The 19,963-nt window shown below is 64.2% G+C and carries 16 protein-coding genes; 10 read left to right on the top strand and 6 right to left on the bottom strand.

All coding sequences use genetic code 11. The annotated features are described in order from the left end of the window. Positions 1-30: 30 nt before the first annotated feature. The 5 genes from ACIQLF_RS08520 (at position 31) to tgt (ending at position 6,769) form a co-directional block, all read left to right on the top strand. On the top strand, positions 31-2,358 hold the full coding sequence (locus ACIQLF_RS08520) for an aminotransferase class III-fold pyridoxal phosphate-dependent enzyme (RefSeq protein ID WP_400296819.1): 2,328 nt from the start codon (positions 31-33) through the stop codon (positions 2,356-2,358). Between the two features lie 232 nt (positions 2,359-2,590). Next, entirely contained in the window at positions 2,591-4,066 is a 1,476-nt protein-coding gene (locus tag ACIQLF_RS08515; protein WP_400296816.1) for an APC family permease, read from the top strand. A 205-nt stretch (positions 4,067-4,271) separates the two neighbouring features. After that, the gene (locus ACIQLF_RS08510) at positions 4,272-4,763 is read left to right on the top strand and encodes a hypothetical protein (protein WP_400296813.1); all 492 of its coding nucleotides are present in this window, start codon (positions 4,272-4,274) and stop codon (positions 4,761-4,763) included. A gap of 105 nt (positions 4,764-4,868) precedes the next feature. Next, on the top strand, positions 4,869-5,315 hold the full coding sequence (locus ACIQLF_RS08505; protein WP_400296810.1) for a hypothetical protein: 447 nt from the start codon (positions 4,869-4,871) through the stop codon (positions 5,313-5,315). A gap of 146 nt (positions 5,316-5,461) precedes the next feature. Further along, complete coding sequence (tgt, locus tag ACIQLF_RS08500; protein ID WP_400296807.1) at positions 5,462-6,769, top strand: tRNA guanosine(34) transglycosylase Tgt; 1,308 nt, start codon at positions 5,462-5,464, stop codon at positions 6,767-6,769. Between the two features lie 126 nt (positions 6,770-6,895). Here tgt and ACIQLF_RS08495 read toward each other — a convergent pair whose 3' ends face one another. The 5 genes from ACIQLF_RS08495 to ACIQLF_RS08475 form a co-directional block, all read right to left on the bottom strand. Continuing rightward, on the bottom strand, positions 6,896-7,357 hold the full coding sequence (locus tag ACIQLF_RS08495; protein ID WP_400296804.1) for a hypothetical protein: 462 nt from the start codon (positions 7,355-7,357) through the stop codon (positions 6,896-6,898). Continuing rightward, entirely contained in the window at positions 7,350-7,772 is a 423-nt protein-coding gene (locus ACIQLF_RS08490) for an organic hydroperoxide resistance protein (protein WP_400296801.1), read from the bottom strand. Before ACIQLF_RS08490 ends, ACIQLF_RS08495 begins: the two co-directional genes overlap by 8 nt. A gap of 82 nt (positions 7,773-7,854) precedes the next feature. After that, on the bottom strand, positions 7,855-8,295 hold the full coding sequence (locus ACIQLF_RS08485) for a MarR family winged helix-turn-helix transcriptional regulator (RefSeq protein WP_400296798.1): 441 nt from the start codon (positions 8,293-8,295) through the stop codon (positions 7,855-7,857). Between the two features lie 256 nt (positions 8,296-8,551). Continuing rightward, the gene (locus ACIQLF_RS08480; protein WP_400296795.1) at positions 8,552-9,775 is read right to left on the bottom strand and encodes an MFS transporter; all 1,224 of its coding nucleotides are present in this window, start codon (positions 9,773-9,775) and stop codon (positions 8,552-8,554) included. Between the two features lie 220 nt (positions 9,776-9,995). After that, a complete protein-coding gene (locus ACIQLF_RS08475) occupies positions 9,996-10,718 on the bottom strand; it encodes a queuosine precursor transporter (RefSeq protein WP_400296792.1) in 723 nt (240 codons plus the stop codon). Between the two features lie 295 nt (positions 10,719-11,013). Here ACIQLF_RS08475 and ACIQLF_RS08470 point away from each other — a divergent pair, with 295 nt between their 5' ends. The 5 genes from ACIQLF_RS08470 to ACIQLF_RS08450 all read left to right on the top strand — a co-directional run bounded on the left by ACIQLF_RS08470 (position 11,014) and on the right by ACIQLF_RS08450 (position 18,613). Further along, entirely contained in the window at positions 11,014-11,661 is a 648-nt protein-coding gene (locus tag ACIQLF_RS08470) for a TetR/AcrR family transcriptional regulator (protein ID WP_400296789.1), read from the top strand. Positions 11,662-11,859: 198 nt separating this feature from the next. Continuing rightward, positions 11,860-12,516 carry a hypothetical protein gene (locus ACIQLF_RS08465; RefSeq protein ID WP_400296787.1) on the top strand — a complete coding sequence of 219 codons (657 nt, stop codon included), beginning with the start codon at positions 11,860-11,862 and terminating at the stop codon, positions 12,514-12,516. A gap of 175 nt (positions 12,517-12,691) precedes the next feature. Next, positions 12,692-13,516, top strand: a complete 825-nt coding sequence (gene thiD / locus ACIQLF_RS08460; protein ID WP_400296784.1) for a bifunctional hydroxymethylpyrimidine kinase/phosphomethylpyrimidine kinase — start codon at positions 12,692-12,694, stop codon at positions 13,514-13,516. Positions 13,517-13,920: 404 nt separating this feature from the next. Beyond that, positions 13,921-17,250, top strand: coding sequence for a S8 family serine peptidase (locus ACIQLF_RS08455; RefSeq protein WP_400296781.1), 3,330 nt, complete (start codon positions 13,921-13,923; stop codon positions 17,248-17,250). Positions 17,251-17,413: 163 nt separating this feature from the next. After that, positions 17,414-18,613 carry a serine hydrolase domain-containing protein gene (locus ACIQLF_RS08450; protein WP_400296779.1) on the top strand — a complete coding sequence of 400 codons (1,200 nt, stop codon included), beginning with the start codon at positions 17,414-17,416 and terminating at the stop codon, positions 18,611-18,613. On the opposite strand, the gene ACIQLF_RS08445 is transcribed toward ACIQLF_RS08450, so the two are convergent. After that, complete coding sequence (locus ACIQLF_RS08445; protein WP_400296776.1) at positions 18,610-19,791, bottom strand: glycoside hydrolase family 3 N-terminal domain-containing protein; 1,182 nt, start codon at positions 19,789-19,791, stop codon at positions 18,610-18,612. The two genes, ACIQLF_RS08450 and ACIQLF_RS08445, sit on opposite strands and share 4 nt — an antisense overlap. Between the last annotated feature and the right edge of the window lie 172 nt (positions 19,792-19,963).

Genomic DNA, 19,963 nt, shown 5'->3' with positions numbered 1-19,963 from the left:
GTTCCCCCTCCCACCGCGAAAGAGAACACCATGGACACCACCACAGATCTGCGTTCGATCACCCTGGCCGAGGCCGATGCGCTGGTCCGTGCCGCACTGCCCGCCTACGGCATCGCCCCCGCTGCCGTGGTGCTTGACTTGCTCAAGCACCGGGAGAACTTCGTTTACCGGCTCACGACTCCCGACGGCCCCGACCTGGTGGTGCGCCTGCACCGGCCGGGGCTGCGCACCGATGAACAGATCGGGGCCGAAATGGACTTCCTGGCGGCCGCGGCCGCACGCGGCATCCATGTCCCCCGGCCCATTCGCGCGGAGGACGGCAGGCTGTTCATTTCCGCGGCGGATGCCTTCGGACGCGACTGCCAGCTGGACCTGCAGGAATGGATCGAGGGCTCGGCGCAGATGGGCTCCATCGACGAAGGGCTCGCCGGCACCTCCAACCTGGAGCCTGCGGCGTTCCGAGAGCTGGGCGCCGAGCTGGCCAGGCTGCACGACCTGGCCGTGACCCTTGACCCGGAAGCCTCGGCCTCGCGCGGAGCCTGGGACGCCGCCGGGCTGACGGGTCCCGCTCCGCTTTGGGGCGATCCGCTGGCGCTGTCCGGCATGGACGACGCCCAGCGGACGCTGCTGCGCGGCGCATTGGGGACGGCGGGCGCCGAGCTGTCCGCCTTCGGCACCGCCGGCGACAGGTACGGGGCCATCCACGCCGATGCAACCCCGGAAAACGTGCTGGTGGCTGACGGCGCGCTGCGGATCATCGACTTCGACGACTTCGGTCCCGGCTACTTCCTCTTTGACCTGGTGACGGCACTCTTCTGGTACCAGCCCCACCCGGGCTACGGCCGATTCCAGGACGCCTTGTTCGCCGGGTATCGATCGGTGCGGGAACTGGACCCCGAACACCTGAAGCTGTGGCCGGCGCTGCGCCTGGCCCGCGGGGCCAGCTACCTGGGTTGGGCCGCCGAACGCGAGGGACAGGACGATTCGGGCTTCATCACCGAGAACCTGCTGCCGCTGGTGCTGCGCCTTGCCGAAAACTACCCGAAGGGACTGGACATGACCACATCATCCACCGACAACCTGTTGGCCCGCCGCCATGCGACGGTCGGCACGCATTCCCCGCTCTTTTACTCCGAGCCGCTCTTCCTGTCCTCCGCCGAAGGCGTGTGGATCACCGCCACGGACGGGACCCGCTACCTGGACGGCTACAACAACGTCCCGCATGTGGGCCACTGCAACCCCGCGGTGGTCGAGGCCGCCCGCAAGCAGGGCATGGCGTTGAACCTGCACAGCCGCTACCTGAACGAACCCATGGTGGACTACGCCGAAAAGCTGCTGGCGACCTTCCCGGCACCCCTGGACAAGGTCTTCTTCACCAACACCGGCTCCGAATCCAACGAGCTGGCGCTGCGCCTGGCACGCCAGCACACCGGAAACCGCGGCGTGCTCATCAGCGACTTCAGCTACCACGGCAACACCACGTCGCTGGCCGAGCTGACCACCGGGCTGAGCACCCGCGAGGGCCTGGGTGCCCACGCCCGGCCGATCCACATTCCGGATCTTGAACACGCCGACGGGCTGGACGAGGCTACGCTCACGGCGCGGGCCCTGGCCCAGGTCGACGAGGCAATCGCCTCGCTGAATGATGCAGGATTCGGGCTTTCCGCGGTGCTCTTCGACCCGCTGTTCTCCACCGAGGGACTGAACCGGGTGCCGCGCGGCTACGTCCCGGGCCTGGTGCAGCGCGTGCACGCCGCCGGCGGACTGGTGATCAGCGACGAGGTCCAGTCCGGCTTCGGGCGCACGGGCGAGGCAATGTGGGGCTTCCAGCTCCACGGGATCTCCCCCGACCTGGTCACACTGGGCAAGCCAATGGGCAACGGGCACCCGATGGGCGGGGTGGTGACCACCACCGAACTGCTCGAGGAGTTCGGCGCCCACAACATGTACTTCAACACCTTCGCCGGCAACCCGGTCTCCGCAGCGATCGGCATGGCCGTGCTTCAGGTGATGGAGGAGCAAAACCTCGTGCAAAATTCCAAGGTTCTCGGTGCCAGGGCGAAACAGGCGCTGGCAAGCGTGGCCGCCGCTTCCCCGAACGCGGGTGCGGTGAAGGGCACCGGGCTCTTCTTCGGCGTGGAGATCGTTGACGCCGCCGGCAGCCCCTGGGCCGACGGCGCCAAGGCAGTGATCGAACACATGAAGGCACACGGGGTGCTGGTTTCCCGCATCGGGCCGGATGACAACGTGCTGAAGATGCGCCCGCCCATGGTCATCAATGCCGAGCAGGTCGACATGCTGGTCACGGCGTTCGCCGATGCCCTGGCGGCCGTGGAGGCAACAGCGCCCCAAGCATGAGTCCGCTCTGGTGGCCACCCGCCACACGGGTATGCCCGGGCGCTCCCGTCATCACGACGGGAAGCACCCGGGCACATCCCCTTGCAGCCCCTCCGGCGAGCGCAGCTTCCCGAGACTCTGCGCTGATCCGCAAGCCGCGTGCGCGCAACGTCATGCCCCTGTGATCGAAAGCGATACAGACTTAGCTGGTTGAGGCATTCGGGCACCACTTACTTGAGGGGAAGTACTCCAGATGAATGAATCGCGAAGCGCGGCCGCCAGCCAGGACGGAAAACTGCAGGCCAACGCACTGGGGGTACCCGGGGTCGTGTTCCTGGTCCTGGCGGCCGTTGCGCCGCTGACCGGCGTGATCGTGGTGGCGTCCATGGCCATCGCGCTGGGCAACGGCGGTGGCATGGTGGTTTCCTTCCTGGTGGTCGCGGCCGTCCTGCTGCTCTTTGCCGTCGGATACGCGCAAATGTCCAAGAAGCTGGTGAACGCCGGCGGGTTCTACGCCTTCGTGGTCAAGGGGCTGGGACCCATCGGTGGACTGGTCGCCGGATTCATTGCCACCATGGGCTACAACTTCTTTGTTGCCGGGGCCATCGGCACCAGCGGCTTTTTCATGCAGATCATCATTGCCGACCTCTTCGGACTGGACATCCACTGGTTCGTCTGGGGTCTGGTTTCCCTGGTCGTGGCCTTCCTTTTTGCCCAGCGCGGCATCGACTTCAGCGCCAAGGTGCTGGGCGTCGCGATGGTGCTGGAAATCCTGATCCTGATGGTCTTCGACTTCTCGGTGCTCTTCCAGGACGGTTTCACCTTTGAGGTCTTCAGCCCCAAGGTCATCATGACGGGGTCCTTCGGCGTGGGCCTGCTGCTGGCCTCCACGGGCTTCCTGGGCTTCGAGGCCACGGCGCTGTTCGGCGAGGAATCCAAGAACCCGCTCAAGACCATTCCGCGGGCAACCTACATTGCCATCACCACCATCGGGTTGCTGATGGCGTTCACCACCTGGGCCGTGGTCAGCGCGACGGGTGCCTTCCAGGCGCAAGAGGTCGCCCTGGAACACCTGGAATCCGGGGACCTGATCTTCAGCCTCTCCGAACAGTATCTGGGCGGCTTCCTCACCCACACCATGATGATCCTGCTGCTGGTTTCCCTCTTTGCCGCGCTGCTGGCCTTCCACAACGCCGCCACGCGCTACCTGTTTGCGCTCGGGCGCGCCCGGGTGCTGCCGCGGGCGTTGGGCGCCACCCTGCCCAACGGGGTGCCGCGCACCTCCGGCATCATCAACGCCGTGTTTGCGGGAGCCGTGGCAGGCGCATTCGCGCTGTCCGGGTTGGATCCCATCCTTTCCCTGGTTCCCACCATGATCGGGTTCGGAACCCTGTGCATCCTGGTGCTGCAGCTGATGGCGGCCCTGTCCATCGTGGTGTACTTCCGGAAGGAATCCGACCCGCGCTGGCTGAGCACGTTCGTGGCCCCGGGATTGGGGTTCCTGGGCTTGCTGCTGATCGTCGTCATGGCGATCTGGAACTTCCCGCTGCTGGCCGGCTCCGATGCGTTGGCGGTGTCCCTGCTGCCGATCCTGCTGCTGGTCGCCCTGGTCGGCGGAATTGCCTACGGCGCCCACCTGCGTTCGAAGAAGCCGGAAGTCTTCGCGGGGTTGAGCCGGGACCTGGAAAAGTTCGAGGAAGAGCACGATCGGGCCGATCTGCGGGGCTGATCCAACGCGCCAGGCCACTTGGCGTCCGCAGCCTTTCCCCGGTCCGGGTCCGGCGCCGCCCATTGCGGGCGGCGCCGGACCCGTCTTCGTTGGTCGGCTGGATTCCGGACGCCGGATTGCCTTGTCCAGGTGCCCTTCCGCGCTAGACTCAATCAACCTTCCGACGTCTGGTTTCGGTCGGCGGCTCAACCACCCTGGGGGCGCAGTGGGATACAAGCTTCAGAAGGCCGATCTCTTTTCCGAGTCCGCGGTCTACGGACTGGTCATGGTGTCGGCCCTGCTCCTCGTGACCAACCAATACGATGCCACCTCGAGCGAGGTCTTCATCAAGGTCCTGGGGACGGTCGTGGTCTTCTGGCTGGCCCACGCCTTCGCCACGGCGGTGTCACACATGGGCGTGGTGGCCGACGCCAAGGCCCCGTTCAGGGAATCGTTCCGCCATGCCTTGGCCCATTCGGCGGGACTGCTCATTGCCGCGGTGGTGCCGCTGGGGATCGTGCTGCTGGGCGTGGTGAACCTGATCAGTGACGACGTCGCCCTGTGGACCGCGCTCTGGGTGGACGCGGTCTTGCTGGGGCTTCTGGGGTATTTCTCATCCGGCGCGTGGACCAGCAACACGTCGCAGCGCCTCAGGGTGGGACTCGGGACCGCATTGTTGGGCGTGTGCGTCGTTGTGCTCAAGGCATTCATCCACTAGTGCCGCCCGCATTTTCGGCTTCACGGGCGAGGGTTGACTCGTTCGGCCGGCAATCGGCAATCCAGACGCCGCTTCTGGCGACTCATGTCCAGTCAAGGAAGTCCAATGGTTTGGATGCAACGAGCGGCGGTCGCCGCTCTGGCCGCAATGGCGCTCACCGGGTGCTCCGCCAACTCAGACCGCGGCGAATCCATCCCGGATTCCTTCGACGGCGGAGGAGGCGTTGCCACACCCAAAACGGCGGTGGAGATCCTGCTTGAAGCCGCGAGCCAGTCCGATGCCGCTTTGGCGTGCACCGTGACCACGGGCAGCCCGGAGGACAAGGACCTGGGACGGGAACTTGCGAAGCTACGCACCGCAGCCCTGGAACAGGGCATCACCGCGGAAAACGTCCAGATGCTTAAGATCGGAGACCCCGAACAGGAGACTGAAAGCTACACGCTCAGCGGCGGACCGGTCACTGATCTGGAACCACTCACGTTCCAGATCACCCAGCTGAAGGACACCGGCCACCGCGTCTTCTTCCCGGTGCCGGACAAGCTTGACCTGTGAGGCCAGCTTGCAGCCGTCGGCCATCGCCGCGCCGAATCGACCGTGCGGCAGCGAACGCCGCGCGCAAAAGACCTAACCAGCGGACGGTGAGCCACCGCACGTCCCGTTTTTCCGTCTATCGCCGGACCATGCGGCACACTAGATAGGTGCCCCACGATTCTTTTGACCCCACAGCGCCCCATTCACGCCAAACCGATTTCTCCTTCGAGGTCGGAACCCGGCTGACCAACCCCGACGGCTCGCAGTCGCTCGGGCGCACAGGTGTCATCAAGACCCCGCACGGCGAGATCAAGACCCCCGCATTCATTGCCGTGGGCACCAAGGCCACGGTCAAGGCGATCCTGCCCGAGGCCGTCGCCGAGCTCGGCGCCCAGGCCGTGCTGGCCAACGCCTACCACCTGTACCTGCAGCCGGGTTCCGACCTGCTCGACGCCGCCGGCGGCCTGGGCAAGTTCATGAACTGGTCCGGCCCCACCTTCACCGACTCGGGCGGATTCCAGGTCATGAGCCTGGGCTCGGGATTCAAGAAGGTCATCGACATGAAATCGGTTGACCAGTCCGGTCCCGACGACGCCGTGGCCCCGGGCAAGGAACGCCTGGCGAACGTGGACGACGACGGGGTCTGGTTCAAGTCCCACCTCGACGGCACCAAGCACCGCTTCTCCCCCGAGATCTCGATGAAGGTCCAGCACGAGATCGGCGCGGACATCATGTTCGCGTTCGACGAGCTGACCACGCTGCAGAATTCCCGCGGCTACCAGATCGAATCCCTGGAACGCACCCGCCTCTGGGCCGAACGCTGCGTCCGGGAGCACTTCAACCTCACCGACGACCGCGTCGGCAAGGAATACCAGGCACTCTTCGGCGTCATCCAGGGCGCCCAGTACGAGGACCTGCGCCGCAAGGCCTGCCAGGACCTCGGCGCCATGGCCTTTGACGGCTTCGGCATCGGCGGGGCCCTGGAGAAGGAAAACCTGGGCACCATCGTGGGCTGGTGCGCGGAGGAACTCCCGGAGAACAAGCCGCGCCACCTGCTGGGCATTTCCGAGCCGGACGACATCTTCACGGCCATCGAAAACGGCGCCGACACCTTCGACTGCGTCTCCCCCACCAGGGTGGCCCGCAACTCGGCGTTCTACACCCCGCACGGCCGCTTCAACCTCTCGGGCAGCCGGTACAAGCGGGACTTCACCCCGCTCGCCGAGGGGTGCGAGTGCTACACCTGCACGAACTACACCCGCGCCTACATCCAGCACATGTTCAAGTCGAAGGAGATCCTCAGCCACACGCTGATCTCCATCCACAACGAGCACTTCGTGGTGAAGATGGTCGACGACGCACGCCAGGCCATCGAGGACGGAACCTTCCACGAAATGAAGGAACGCGTCATGGCCGAGTACTACGCGGGCAATCCGGACCCGCAGGGGCTCCCGGTGCTCGTCACCACGGCCTAACGACTACCCAATGGCGGCAGGGGATGCCACGTCGACAAACCGACGTGGCATCCCCTGCCGCCGTTCTTTGATGCCGCCCTCGGGCAGGGCGGCCTTTGGCCGTTCCTGCTCCGATGGGAGATTCACCTAGTGACTGCCGGCGAGCGGACGATCCCGCCAAGCGGCCGTGGACCACAGCGCCGCAACAACCAACAGCGGTAGGAAAAGCAGCCTGACGAAGCGCTTGGAGTCAGTATCCATGCCAAAAGCCTCACGGGCGTGGATCCACTGGGAGATGTTGCCGGGGAATACCGCAACCAGGAAGAGGGCTGCAGCCCAACCGAGAGGCACGCGCCGCTTGGCCAGCAGGATCAACGCCGCCCCCAGGGAAATTTCAATGACCCCTGAGGCAACAACCACTGCGTCGGCCTTGAAAGGGACAAATGCCGGCACCAGCGCCGAAAACTCCCCGCGAGCGAATGTCAGGTGACTGATCCCGGCACCGGCAAAAAGTCCGCCCATGGCGATCCGTGCACTCGAACGCGTGCGTGAGGTCGGCACCCGGGCTTCCAGGGACCGGCCCAGGAACCCTTTCGCCGGGTCAGTCATCGGATACCAGCACCGTGACTTCGATGTTGCCGCGGGTGGCGTTGGAATACGGGCAGACAAGGTGTGCGGCATCGGCGAGTTCCCGGGCCTCTTCGTGCGGCATGTCCGGAATGACCACTTCGAGCACGACGGCCAACTGGTAGCCACCCTCTCCGTTGCTGCCGATCGTGACGCGTCCGCCCACGCTCGAATTCTCGACCTTGGTTTTCCTGCTGCGGGCAACGGCGTGCAGCGCGGAGTGGAAGCATGCGGCGAATCCGGCGGCAAACAGCTGCTCGGGGTTGGTTCCGGCACCCGATCCACCCAACTCCCGGGGAGGTGTCATGGCGAGATCGATGCTTCCGTCCGGGGTGGCGACGCGGCCCTCGCGGCCCTGTCCGGTGGAGAGCGCTTCGGCTGTGTAAATGGCGTTCATGGTTTGTGCCTTTCGAGGGTCTTGAATGCGGCCAACATTGTTGCCGCCAAAAACGGGCGTGAAATATGTCAGCGCTCGGTGTCTAGCTGTTGTTCTTGCCCAGTTGGCTCATGGCCACCGTGAGCTTTTGCAAGGTGTCGATGAGTTCACGGGCCGAAGCCGCGTCGGGAAGTCCCGTGGCGCACGCAATGCTCATGGGAATGTGTCCGAGTTCTTTCCGAAGTTCGCTGGCCCGCCGGGTCGGCACGATGGTGACCACTCGGTTGTCCTCATGAACCCGCTTGCGCTCGATCAGGAGTTTTGCCTCCATGCGTCGAAGCAGCGGTGAAAGGGTGCCGGAATCCAGCTGGAGCAACTCACCAAGCTCATTCACCGACCTGTCCCCTTCCGACCAGAGGACCACCAGGACCAGGTACTGGGGATACGTCAGGCCCCACGGAGCCAACAGCTCCGCATAGGCCCTCGTGGTGGCCCGCGTGGCCGAGTACAACGAGAAGCAGACCATTTCATCGACAATTGACATGCTTAACATGGTTGCACACAACTAAGTTGCGCGCAATATATATTCTTGAAGCCATCCTCAGATCGACGCGTGCGACATCGCGCACCCAACTGCCCAAGAGGGAAAATCCAAACCGCAGCCCGTTTTCGACCCGCACGAAGTGCGTGGGTGGCCGATGGCCATTTTCACCCACACGATGGCCACGGCACCTTGCCCTGGGCGCCGAAGAGAGTCGTCCTTCCCCAGCCAGGACCGGCAGTCCCGACCCGCGAGAACCCTAACCCTTCGATGCAGAGGGACGTCGTCGAAGCACCAGGTACAGCCCCAGCCCCACGCAGACAAGATAGGTCAAGCCCACCGCGATCCACCCGGCAGCGAACCCGCCCGGCGAGCCGATCAGCGCCCCCATGCCCAGGGGTCCGATCGTGAACCCTCCGAACAGCCCGGCCGAAACCCAGCCGGTGGCCGAGCTCATGGAGGCTGCGGGGACGCTGCGCAAGAGGCTGGCCATCAGCACGACCGAGACGCCCAGAGCCGAGGCGCCGTGCAATGTGACGGCGAGCCACAGCAACGGGGCGAAGCCCGTCGCGCCGGCTACCAGGAATGCCCCGGCACCGCAGGTGGCCATGACGGCCAGGAGCAGCAGCAATTTCGGCGCGGACACCCCGCGGCTCATCATCCGCCCCCAGCCAACCCGGGCACTGACCCCGATGGCTCCGGCCACGGCGGCGGTGAGCCCGCCAAGCACCAGCGAAAAGCCCAGTTCGCGCACGGCAAAGAGCGGCAGGTACACATTTGTCGCCTGCACACCCACGCCATTCACGAACCCGAAGATGGCCAAGGCAAAAACAACGAAGCGGGTGCTGGACTCCGGCCGCACCGTTGCACCGGCCGCCACCCGTTGGGCCGGGCGGGGTTCGGCCGGCACCAGCAGAAATGTGGAGATCATTCGGACGGCGACCACTCCCAGCAGCGCGGCAACCAAGGCTCCGACCGCACTGGCCCCGTGCCAGCCGATCCACGCGGCCAACACCGGGAAACCGAGGCTCGACACCAGCTGGCTGGCCTGCACGCCGGACTGCTTCACCCCCGTCCATCCGATGCGATAGTCGGCAGGGACGCGCTCGGCCAGGATCCTGTTCGTCACCCCGTTCGGGAACGACTGGGCAAACCCGGCAACTGCGGAGGCCACCAACAGCAGCACGTATCCGCCAGGGATCGCCGCAAGCACCATGGCCAAGGCGGCCATGCCAAACACCACGAACAGAAGCGTCTTGTCCGGCTGTCCGTCTGTGAATTTGGCAAATACCGCATTGCCGATCGCGGCGCATGCAAAGCACACGGTGGCCAGGAGCCCGAACTGCGCCTCGCTGATACCCAGGTCGGAAATGACAAGGTCGCTCGTGGCGCTCAGCCCGTAGCTCAGGATCGGGGCAACACCCACCGCGGTCAGCAGAATCGCCAAAAGGCTTAGTGGCGGGCGCTCGGCACGGGTCTCCAAGGCGGTCCTTTCGGCTCAAGCAAATTGGGGGTCCGGGTCAAGGCCGGAACGCTCTCCAGTTTTGCATGGGCGGCCCGAAGCCCCGCGATCGGTGTCGCCCACGTTAACCGAAGCAGCTGGCCGCATGGTTCGGGAAGTCCCGACCGCCGGCCAAACGCAACGGGCGGCAATCCACTCACCAGTGCTGTGAGTGGATTGCCGCCCGGAAGGGGCTGCCGCCTTATGCAGTTGCGGGTTCGTTTTCACCCAGCGAGTAGCTTGGCTCGCGGCGCTTGAACCACCGGATGACGAAGGCGGTCACGGGAACGAACGCGAATTCCACTGCCGTCTTGTAGAGGAATCCGACCAGCACGTAATTGATGAACGTGGGCGCGTCGGTGATCCCGATGACGGATGCCGCGATGGAGCAGAAGATCAGGGTGTCGGCGAACTCGCCTACGCCCGTGGACCCCATCAGTCGGCCGACGAGGCCGCGTTCTCCGAAACGCTCCTTCATCTTGACCAGGACCAGGGAATTCAGCGTCTGGCCCACCAGGAAGCCCAGCAGCGAGGCCAGGACGATGAGCCAGATCGGGCCGAGGGTGCGCTCGAGTGCTTCCTGCCCGTCGTACCACTCAGCCGCTGGCAGCTCGATCATGATCCAGAAGCAGAGCGTGGAGAATGCTGCCAGCACGAAGGTCGTGATGATTGCCCGGCGTGCGACCTTGAATCCGTAGACCTCGGAGATGACGTCACCCAGGATGTAGGCCAGCGGGAAGAGGAAGAATCCGCCGTCGGTGACGATCGGGCCAAAGGTGACTCCCTTGGCTGCACCGATGTTGGAAAGAATGACAACCACTGCCATCAAGGCCAGGACGGTGGAGAAATAGGGGCTTCCTGCAGCCGCGAAAACCGCGCGCGAAGCCTTTGGACGTTGTGAAAGTGAGGCGGCAATTTCGCCCATGGTTATACCCAATCGAAGAAGTGGTTCGCCAAGTCACTCCGGGGCAGCATTCTTCCCCGCGATTTGAACATGTTTCGGGGGTCGATTGCGGGCCACTTGGAGCACTCGCTGTATTAGCACTTGAGGTTCAAGTATCCCACGGCGTTTTTAGGGATCAATTGCGCTTTCCGACCGCTGCACGCAATTTTGATCACGCTTACCCCGCCCAGACGTGACCTGCGCCACGAAATCAGCTTATTGAACATGTTCAAAAACCACTATGATGGTCTACATGCCTAATGAATCAAGGGGTCACGTGGCGCAGCAAACCGCAAAGGGCGCCGAAACGCGTCAATTGTTGCTAAACACCGCCCTCCGGCTCTTCGCCCAAGATGGCTTTTCCGGAACCACGATGCGTGCCATTGCAAGGGAATCGGGCCTTTCGCTGGGGAATGCCTACTACTACTTCGAGTCCAAGGATGCGATCGTCCACGAGCTCTATCGCGGTCTTGCCGAGCAACATCGCGCAGCCACGTGGCCGCTGTTGGTCGAGGGCAACAACCTTGAGACAAATGTGCGCCTGGCCCTGGAAAAGAACCTCGATATCATGGCCCCGTTTCACGAGTTTGGACCTGCGTTTATTCGCACTGCGTTTTCCGGACCGCAGGGGGACCCGGGCGATACCCATCGGGCACAGGAATTCGGTTTGTGGCGCCAGGTTGTCAGCGCATCCAGGCCGCTTCCCCCGTTGGCCATCAGGCAGGACCTTCCCCAATTGCTGTGGCTCATCCAGCGCGGCGTTTTCATCTTCTGGGCCCATGATTCTTCCCCCGAGGCCAAACGAAGCCGCAGACTCGTGAAAAACGTGGCGCCGGTCGTTGCTCGCCTGGTTGTTCTTTCACGCATGCCGGTGGTCCGGACGATCCTCGACGACGTGCTTTCGCTGGTGCGCACGGCGAACTGATTCCAGGGGACCGACCCCGCAGGCTCGGGGTTGCGGTCTCGCACTGCGGACATGTCGATCCACACAGGCAGGCCATGAGGCGTAGAGTCGAAATTGAAGTCAGGCGAGGGGAAATCGCAATCCGGCTCAACCCATTGCGGTTCGCTTCAGCACCTTTACTGGCTTCCTGGTTTCAGCAGATATATGAGGAGACAACGAATGCCATCCGACCCCAAGAATCTTCCAAGTTGGGTCCGCGAACTTGCGCCGCTCAAGGATCGCACCATCACCAACGACACCTCCTCCGAGCTGCACAGCGTGGGTACCGCAAACGGCGACTTTGAGATACTCCGCTGGTGGCCGGCCCGCGACGAGGTACCTTCCCTCAACAACCTGCTGTCGGAACGCGCCCAGGGGCGCGCCGCACAGCTGACATTGCTTGGAACGCCCGATGAAACCGTTATCGGCGAGCTGGCAGCCCACGGATGGAGCATCAAGGGGCACCATGTCCTGTTGGCTGCCACCACCGATGACGTGGAACAAGTGGCCAGCATCCCGGAGACCGCCACACTCTTCGAGGCGCCCATGGATGACTACGACGTCGTGGAAATTGCGGATTTCGATGCGCCTGCGGGACGCGGCCGCATCCGCTTTGCCAAGGGCTTTGCGCTGTTGAGCGAGCCCGAGATCATGTCCAGCAGCAACTCCGAACAATTCCGCTCCGCAATCATCGCCAATCTGGCGGCTTCGGCGTCGAGCCAAGGCCTGCCCTGGCTGTTCATGGTCGCGGAAGCCGACAACTCGGCGGGAACCCGCACCCTTCGCGGCACTGGCTGGTCAAACGCGACCTTGATTACCACGTTTACGCGCAACTAATCCCGCATCCATACCGCAAAACCCTCGGCCCGGACTTTGCCGAATCCCGCCGGGCCCCGGGGCATGCCCCGGGAAAGCCGTGGTGCCGCACAGTGCACGCCGCCCTGATTTCGCGGGCGCACCGTCGGCCTCGCGGATGAAGGTGGCGCCCGCCAATCGCCCTAAACTAGGAAGCATGACTTCTGCCACCAACGGGATTCGTCCCGCCATTACTTTGACCATTGCAGGCTCCGAGGCCACCGGCGGCGCCGGTGCGCAGGCCGACCTCAAGACCTTCCAGGAACTGGGCACCTACGGCATCACCGCCCTGACGTGCATCGTGTCATTCGATCCGACGGACAACTGGAACCACCGCTTTGTTCCGGTAGAAACCCACGTCATCGCCGACCAACTCGAGGCAATCCAGACCTGCTACGCAGGGGACCTCAAGACAGTCAAGCTCGGCATGATGGGCTCCCCCGCCACCATCAACACCGTGGCCACCGCCCTGCGCAACCAGGAATGGGACAACATCGTCCTGGACCCCGTTTTGATCTGCAAGGGCCAGGAACCGGGCCACGCGCTGGACACCGACGAAGCGCTGAAGGCCAACCTCTTGCCGCTGGCAACCTTCGTCACCCCAAACCACTTCGAGGCCGAATCGCTCTCGGGCATCACCATCAACAACATTGATGACCTGACCGCGGCTGCCAAGAAGATCCACGAACTCTCGGGTGCCGCAGTCCTGGCCAAGGGCGGCGTCCGCCTGGCCGGCAGCGAAGCAGTGGATGTCTACTACGACGGCGAAACCCTGGAGGTGCTCTCCGCACCCAAGGTCGGCGAAGTTGCCGTATCTGGCGCCGGTTGCTCGCTTGCCGCGGCAATCACCGCCGAACTGGCCAAGGGTGCAACCCCGCTTGAGGCTGCACGCAACGCCAAGGCGTTTGTCACCGAAGGCATCAAGAACCGCGTTTCCTCGGCGGCGCCGTTCGACGCCCTGTGGCAGGGTGGCACGCGCTAGACCAGTCATCGCCTGCTCCCTGGCAGGCCAATCAGCGGGAACAAAACGGTGGCCTCATTCAACGAATGAGGCCACCGTTTTGCTTCTACCAGCGCATGGTGTTGCATGCGCGACTGCCCTCGCGTCCGGCGCCCTTGCCCGGTACCGCGCACGGGGGCAGCCCCGCATTGAAGACCCATTCCCCCAAGGAACACGTCATCGCAGCAGACACTACTAATCAGGCCCGACGTTTTGGTCACCGGTTGCGGCAGGCCGAAGGCGCGTGTGTACAAAGGTACACATTTAGACACGCTCTCAAACAAGTCCTTGAGATATGGGCTGACTCACATAGTATTTCGCTTGTGACGTGCAGGCTCTCTGGCGGCATGTCCCACTCATCACTCCCACTGAATTCAAGGAGAACTATGATCAACCCGCGTCGCCCCAAACTCGCGCGGACGATCTTGGCTTCGGCCACCGGGCTAGCCCTGGCCGTCACCATGTCCGTCCCGTCCCTTGCGGCACCACCAGTCATTGACCCGCCACCGGGCGGTGACGCCACGTCGCTTGGCGGCCTCGCCTCCAAGGACCTGAAATCCCTCAAAGTCGCAGGATCCCTGAAGAAAGCACAGGGCGACGTTTCGGTCTTCGTCCAGTTCGAAGGCGAAGGCGCCTTCGCAGCAACCCAGCCCGCGGCCGCAGCAGCCCCCGGCAGTGCACTGGTCAAGGACACAGCCAAGGTCAGAAAGATCCGCGACGGAATCAAGGCCAAGGGCAGGACGGCGGCCAAGGAGGCCGACGCAAAGGTCATCTACACGACCACCAACGCGATTCCGGGCGTGGCACTGCGCGGCGATGCCGATGCCTTGCGCGCATTGTCCGCACGCAGCGATGTCAAGAAGATCACCGCGATCGTTCCCAAGACACCGGACAACAAGAACTCGGTCATTGACACCAAGGCCATCGAGGCGTGGAGCGCCCTGAAACAAACGGGCAAGGGCGTCAAGATTGCCGTGCTCGACACTGGCATTGACTACACCCACGCGGGGTTCGGCGGGCCAGGCACGCTGGAGGCCTACGAGCAGGCACAGTCCTCCACCGCACTGCCGTCCAAGGACTCGGGGCTCTACGACCCCGACAAGTTCATCGGCGGATGGGATCTGGTCGGCGACGACTACAACGCCGACCCGCGTTCACCGGGCTACCAGCCCGTGCCCAAGCCCGATGCCAACCCGCTGGATTGCTCCTCGGCCGGACACGGATCGCACGTTTCGGGTTCCGCAGCCGGATACGGCGTGAAAGCCGACGGCAGCACCTACGACGGGGATTACACCAAGCTCACCGGCGAGGAAGTCTCGGACATGCGCATCGGCCCGGGCAGCGCCCCCGATGCAGCCTTGGTCGGCATCCGCGTCTTTGGCTGCGCAGGCTCCTCCGACGTGGTCGGCCAGGCGCTTGACTACGTGCTTGACCCCAACAACGACGGCAATTTCGATGACCGCGCCCAGATCGTCAACATGTCCTTGGGCTCGGACCAGTCCCCCGCGGACGATCCTGAAACCGACATCGTCAACGCGCTGGCCAAGCTCGGCATTCTCTCCGTCGTTTCCTCGGGAAATGCAGGGGACATCACGGACATCGGCGGTGCGCCCGGCAATGCACGCTCGGCGCTCACTGTCGCCAACTCGGTTGGCACCAAGGTCACCCTGGACGGCATCAAGGTCAACGCCCCCGCCGCGGACGCTGGCGAAGCGGCAGGGCAATACTCGGCAAACTTCAACTACACTGCAGCGGATCCTGCCAAGCTGACCGGACAGGTCGTCATGGGCCCGGCCGACAATGCATACGGATGCTCGGCCTTTGCCCCGGGGTCGCTGACCGGCAAATGGGTGTGGCTGAAGTGGGAAGAAGACGGCGCACCCAAGTGCGGTTCGAAGACACGCTTCGACAGCGCCGAGGCCGCGGGCGCCACCGGCGTCATCCTTGACTCCGAGGCTTCGGTCTTCGAGGCCGGCATCGCCGGAAACGCAACCATCCCGGGCGCCCAGTTCACCAAGGAATTCTCAGAATCCCTGCGTCCGGCCGCCGAGGCCGGCACGCTCGACGTCACCCTGGACGCGGCTTCGGTGGGCACCTCCACGGCCGAATCCGGCCTGGGCGACACCCTGAATTCCTCGTCCTCGCGCGGCGTCCACGGTTCGGAGGGCATCGTCAAGCCCGACGTCGCGGCTCCCGGCACAGCGATTGGTTCGGTCGGCGTAGGCACCGGCGACGGTCCCGCAGTCATGTCCGGCACCTCGATGGCCGCCCCGTACGCGGCAGGCATTGCGGCCTTGGTCGCGGGCAGCGGAAAGTACAACGCTTACCAAATCAAGTCGATCGTGATGAACACGGCCTCGGCAGACGTGCTGGCGCCAAACGGCAAGGCCTACGGCCCCAACCGCGTGGGTTCGGGACGGGTCATCGCCGATGCCGCCGTCAGCACCCCTGCGTATGCCTTCGCATCCGACGCACCCGACCTGACCAGCGTGGTCTTCGGCGTCATCGAACTGGACAAGAAGAAGTTCAAGGACACCAAGTCGATCACCGTGGTCAACAAGTCTTCCAAGACCCAGACCTACAACGTGAAGTACGTTCCAGCCACCGAGATCCCGGGTGCCGGCTACTCGCTCTCCGAGCGCGTTGTCACGCTCAGGCCCGGCAAGAGCACCAAGGTCAAGGTCACCTTGAACATCGATGCCAGGAAGTACGCCAAGACACTGGATCCCACGATGGATCGCACCCAGCTGGGTGCGCCGCGTGCCTGGGTAGCGGATGTTTCGGGTCGCGTTGAACTGACCAGTTCCACCGCTCCCACCCTGCGTGTTCCAGTCCACGCCGCACCGAAGTTGGTCTCCGACATGGAGGTCGATGACGCGATCGAGTTCAAGAAGGGCGCCACCACCGCCAAGGTAGAGCTCGAAGGCGACGACATCCGTGCGGGCCAGGGCGACACCCAGGTGGTTTCGCTGGTCTCGGCCTTCGAATTCGGCGCTTCGTCACCGCGCCAGGGCAAGACCCTCGATTCGACCCCGGGCGCCCGGGAAATGGACCTGCAGTACGTTGGCGCGGCTTCCACGGCCCCGACCACCGGTGCCGCAAATGGCTTGTTGAACTTCGGCGTCAGCACCTGGGGCAACTGGGCGCACCTTGCCGGAGGCACCGAGGTCGACATCGAAATCGACACCAACGGCGACGGCGTGGCCGACTTCCTGACATTCAACACCACCGCCGAGGGCCTGGACCTAGACGTCGTTGCAACGTACGACATGCGCACCTTCAAGCAGGTCGATATGCAGATGCTCAACGGCCTGCCCGGAAGCGTCGACAGCAACACGTTCGACACCAACACCGCGACCTTCCCGGTGAGGCTTGCTGCACTGGGGCTGAAGGGCACCAGCGCACCGATCAAGTACCGCGTGCTCACGTACTCGCAGTACAACACCGACGAGTCCGGCCAGAACGTGCCGGTGGACGGGACCAACTGGATCGATTTCGATGCAGTCGCCCCGAAGCTTTCCTTCGCCGGAGCGGGCACCGTGTTCGCCGACCTGGACAACACCAAGTTGACCGCACAGCTGAAGGCCGGCACCAAGGAGACCCAGGCATTGTTCCTGCACCTCCACAATGCCACCGGAAACCTGAGTGGCAAGAACAAGAACGCCACGGGAGACCGCGCCGAGGTTGTGAAGGTGGAAATCAGCAACAAGAAATAGGTCCAGCGGGACCTAGCCGTGCCGGGTGACAACCCACATCGGCGACCCGAATGCGGCGCGGCCGGATTCGCGGCGGAGTGATTTCCGCGGCGGAACCGCCCGCGCCGTTCGTTTGCCCGCGGACGGTACCCGGAAACAGCGGCGCGCCCGTAGGCTGGGGCACATGGATGAATCACGCGCGCTGGAGGATCTTCTCGCCCTGCTGCCCAGCGGGTCGGTCGCCGCCTACCGCGGCCCCGAGGAACCGTTCGGGAACATCAGCCACAGCGGCTCCACCGAACCGCTTCCGGTGTACAGCGTGACAAAGATGTTCATCGCCGCGGGCGTCCTGCGTGCCATGGATGCCGGGGAACTGAAACTTTCCGATTCGTTGGCCTCGCGCCTTGAAGGGGCGCCGACCGGGTGCACCATCCGCGAGGTCCTGCACCACACCGCGGGGCTGGGCAACTACACGGCCCACCCCGACTATGTCCGGGCCGTTGCCGAGATGCCGGGCGAACCCTGGGGCCTGGAGCGGATCGCCGCGGCCAGCGTCCCCGGAACCCGGGGCAGCTTCGAGTACAGCAACACCGGGTTCTGGTACCTGGGGGCCATGCTCGAACAGGTCTCGGGAATGGCCCTGGGCCAGTACCTGCACCGGGAGGTTTTCGAACCGGCGAACATGATGGACACCCGCTATCCGGATCTTGAAACCTCGATCACGCCCAGCGGCTATTCCACGCTGTGGGCGGGCCCCGCGGGGGCCGCGTTTTCAACGCCCGCCGATCTCCTGCGCTTCCAGCAGTTCATCCTCGGCGTCGAATCCTTCTGGCTGCCGCCATTGAGCGCCGCGGCCACCCATGAGTTCTTCGATTCGGTTCCGGTGCCTGCCCAGGATCCGTGGCGGGTGCCGCGTTACGGAGCCGGTGTCATGATGGATCCGGCCCTGGCCATCTGGGGGCATGGCGGTTCGGGCCCCGGGTATCGCAGCGCGGTGTTCGGCCGCTTTGGTTCCCGTGCCGCCGCGGCAGTCATCTGCCCGGGCGCCGGCTCCTTCGAGGCGGAGGATGCCCTCGCCCGCATGTTGGGAAGGAAGGGTCGCCACTCCCTGGTGTTTGGGCCCGACTACGCCATGAAGTGGCCCTTTACCGATGATTCAAGCACCCTGGAGATCGAGCCCCAGGAGCTGGGACTCAGCGAAGAACTGACGCAGCGGTTGCGTGCCTGGATGGATGGCTGGGACGCCCACTTCCACCACGAACGCGGGTGGGTGGATGAACGAACCCGTGTGGCCTCACGCGTCGAACGGCTCAGCATCCAGGAGGCCATCCGGGCCGAGGCCGGCGACTACCTGGATATCGTCGACGACGTCTTCTTCGACTAGCCGGCTTCCTTGGTTTCCAGGACAGTCAGCGCCGCCTGGTCGATCTGCCTGGCGAACTCCGGGTCCTTTACGGCCTTCTTGACCAAGGCATCGGCCATGGTTGCTGTCTTGCCGGATTCCACGCACAGCAGCATGGTTCCTCCCGCCTCGAAGAAGCGCAGCGCACGCTCGCCCAGTCCCCAGGGCGAAAGCTGGTTTGCCTCGCACACGTCGTCGGACACGATGATGCCCTCGAACCCAAGGTCACCTCGAAGCATGTCCCGCATGATGGTGCCGGAGAACGGTGCGATGTTCTCGGGATCGATCTTGGAATAGTATGCGTTCGACACCATGACCCATTGGTTCCCCACGTCGACTGCGTCCCGGAACGGCTGCAGGTAGGCATCCTGGCGCGTCGTTTTCGTGTCGGTCACATCTGAGGCGACATCGGTGTTTTTGGTGACCCTCCCAAGCCCCGGAAAGTGCTTGACGACCGGCTCCACGCCGGCCGCCAGCATGCCCTCGGAAAAAGCCATGGATGAGGCCGAGACCGCTTGCGGGGTGAACCCGAATTGCCTGCCGAAATGGCCGATGGGCGCGTTCGAGGGGGCCAATGCGGCGCTCGGAACGGTGTCGGCGACCGGTGCCAGATTGACGTTGATGCCTGCGCCGGCCAATTCCTTGCCCCACGTTGTTGCCTTGGCCTGCAGCTCAGCCGGGTCCCAGGTTCCCTGGACCTTGGCCGCGGGCATCGAATCGAACCCGCTGCCCTTGAGAACCTGGACGAGGCCGCCTTCCTGGTCCGTGGCAACGTACGGGGCAACCGCGACGTCCAGGGACTTGGCAATTGCCTTTTTCACGCGGTCGACTTCGCCCTTGGTGGCCTCGACCCCCTCGGTGCTGCGGCCTTTCAGGAACACGTTTCCGAGCGAATGCTCCGCGATGATGGCTCGGTCTTGCGCGCTGCTTCCGGTAGCGGGAAACCCTGTCATCAGGACCTGGCCGACTTTTTCCTCGAGGCTCATGCGCGCCAGCAACGCCTGCGCATTGCTTGGCTCCGTTGGCGCGGGAGACTGGGTTCCGGGCCCGGGAACCTGGGTTTGTGCGGGCGTCGTCGAGGCCTGGCCGGAAGCCTGTTGCGGGGCCGGGCTGGAGCTGCAACCCGATATCAAGAGACACGGGATGGCCAACCACAGCATCGCTCCGTATTTTTTTGAAACCGTCTTGCTCAATGTCTTCACTGCCCGTCTTCCGCTTGAGTCCGTCTTGTTCCACACTGCCAGATATTTGGTTGGCGCGTTGCCCCTGAGGCTGGAGAGAAAGCCTGGATTCCATCGAAATGGGCACCGCCTTCGAAACTGTCAGCATGTG

The sequence above is a fragment of the Paeniglutamicibacter sp. NPDC091659 genome (assembly GCF_044756805.1).
Classification (GTDB): domain Bacteria; phylum Actinomycetota; class Actinomycetes; order Actinomycetales; family Micrococcaceae; genus Paeniglutamicibacter.
Note: the sequence above shows the minus strand (reverse complement) of the source record. Positions and strands in the feature narration are given on the sequence as shown.

What these genes read in the sequence shown, in the direction of transcription:
- ACIQLF_RS08520 (WP_400296819.1), top strand. Translation starts at nt 31, where the DNA reads ATGGACACCACCACAGATCTGCGTTCGATCACCCTGGCCGAGGCCGAT.
- ACIQLF_RS08515 (WP_400296816.1), top strand. Translation starts at nt 2,591, where the DNA reads ATGAATGAATCGCGAAGCGCGGCCGCCAGCCAGGACGGAAAACTGCAG.
- ACIQLF_RS08505 (WP_400296810.1), top strand. Translation starts at nt 4,869, where the DNA reads ATGGTTTGGATGCAACGAGCGGCGGTCGCCGCTCTGGCCGCAATGGCG.
- ACIQLF_RS08495 (WP_400296804.1), bottom strand. Translation starts at nt 7,357, where the DNA reads ATGACTGACCCGGCGAAAGGGTTCCTGGGCCGGTCCCTGGAAGCCCGG.
- ACIQLF_RS08490 (WP_400296801.1), bottom strand. Translation starts at nt 7,772, where the DNA reads ATGAACGCCATTTACACAGCCGAAGCGCTCTCCACCGGACAGGGCCGC.
- ACIQLF_RS08485 (WP_400296798.1), bottom strand. Translation starts at nt 8,295, where the DNA reads ATGTCAATTGTCGATGAAATGGTCTGCTTCTCGTTGTACTCGGCCACG.
- ACIQLF_RS08475 (WP_400296792.1), bottom strand. Translation starts at nt 10,718, where the DNA reads ATGGGCGAAATTGCCGCCTCACTTTCACAACGTCCAAAGGCTTCGCGC.
- ACIQLF_RS08465 (WP_400296787.1), top strand. Translation starts at nt 11,860, where the DNA reads ATGCCATCCGACCCCAAGAATCTTCCAAGTTGGGTCCGCGAACTTGCG.
- thiD (WP_400296784.1), top strand. Translation starts at nt 12,692, where the DNA reads ATGACTTCTGCCACCAACGGGATTCGTCCCGCCATTACTTTGACCATT.
- ACIQLF_RS08455 (WP_400296781.1), top strand. Translation starts at nt 13,921, where the DNA reads ATGATCAACCCGCGTCGCCCCAAACTCGCGCGGACGATCTTGGCTTCG.
- ACIQLF_RS08450 (WP_400296779.1), top strand. Translation starts at nt 17,414, where the DNA reads ATGGATGAATCACGCGCGCTGGAGGATCTTCTCGCCCTGCTGCCCAGC.
- ACIQLF_RS08445 (WP_400296776.1), bottom strand. Translation starts at nt 19,791, where the DNA reads ATGCTGTGGTTGGCCATCCCGTGTCTCTTGATATCGGGTTGCAGCTCC.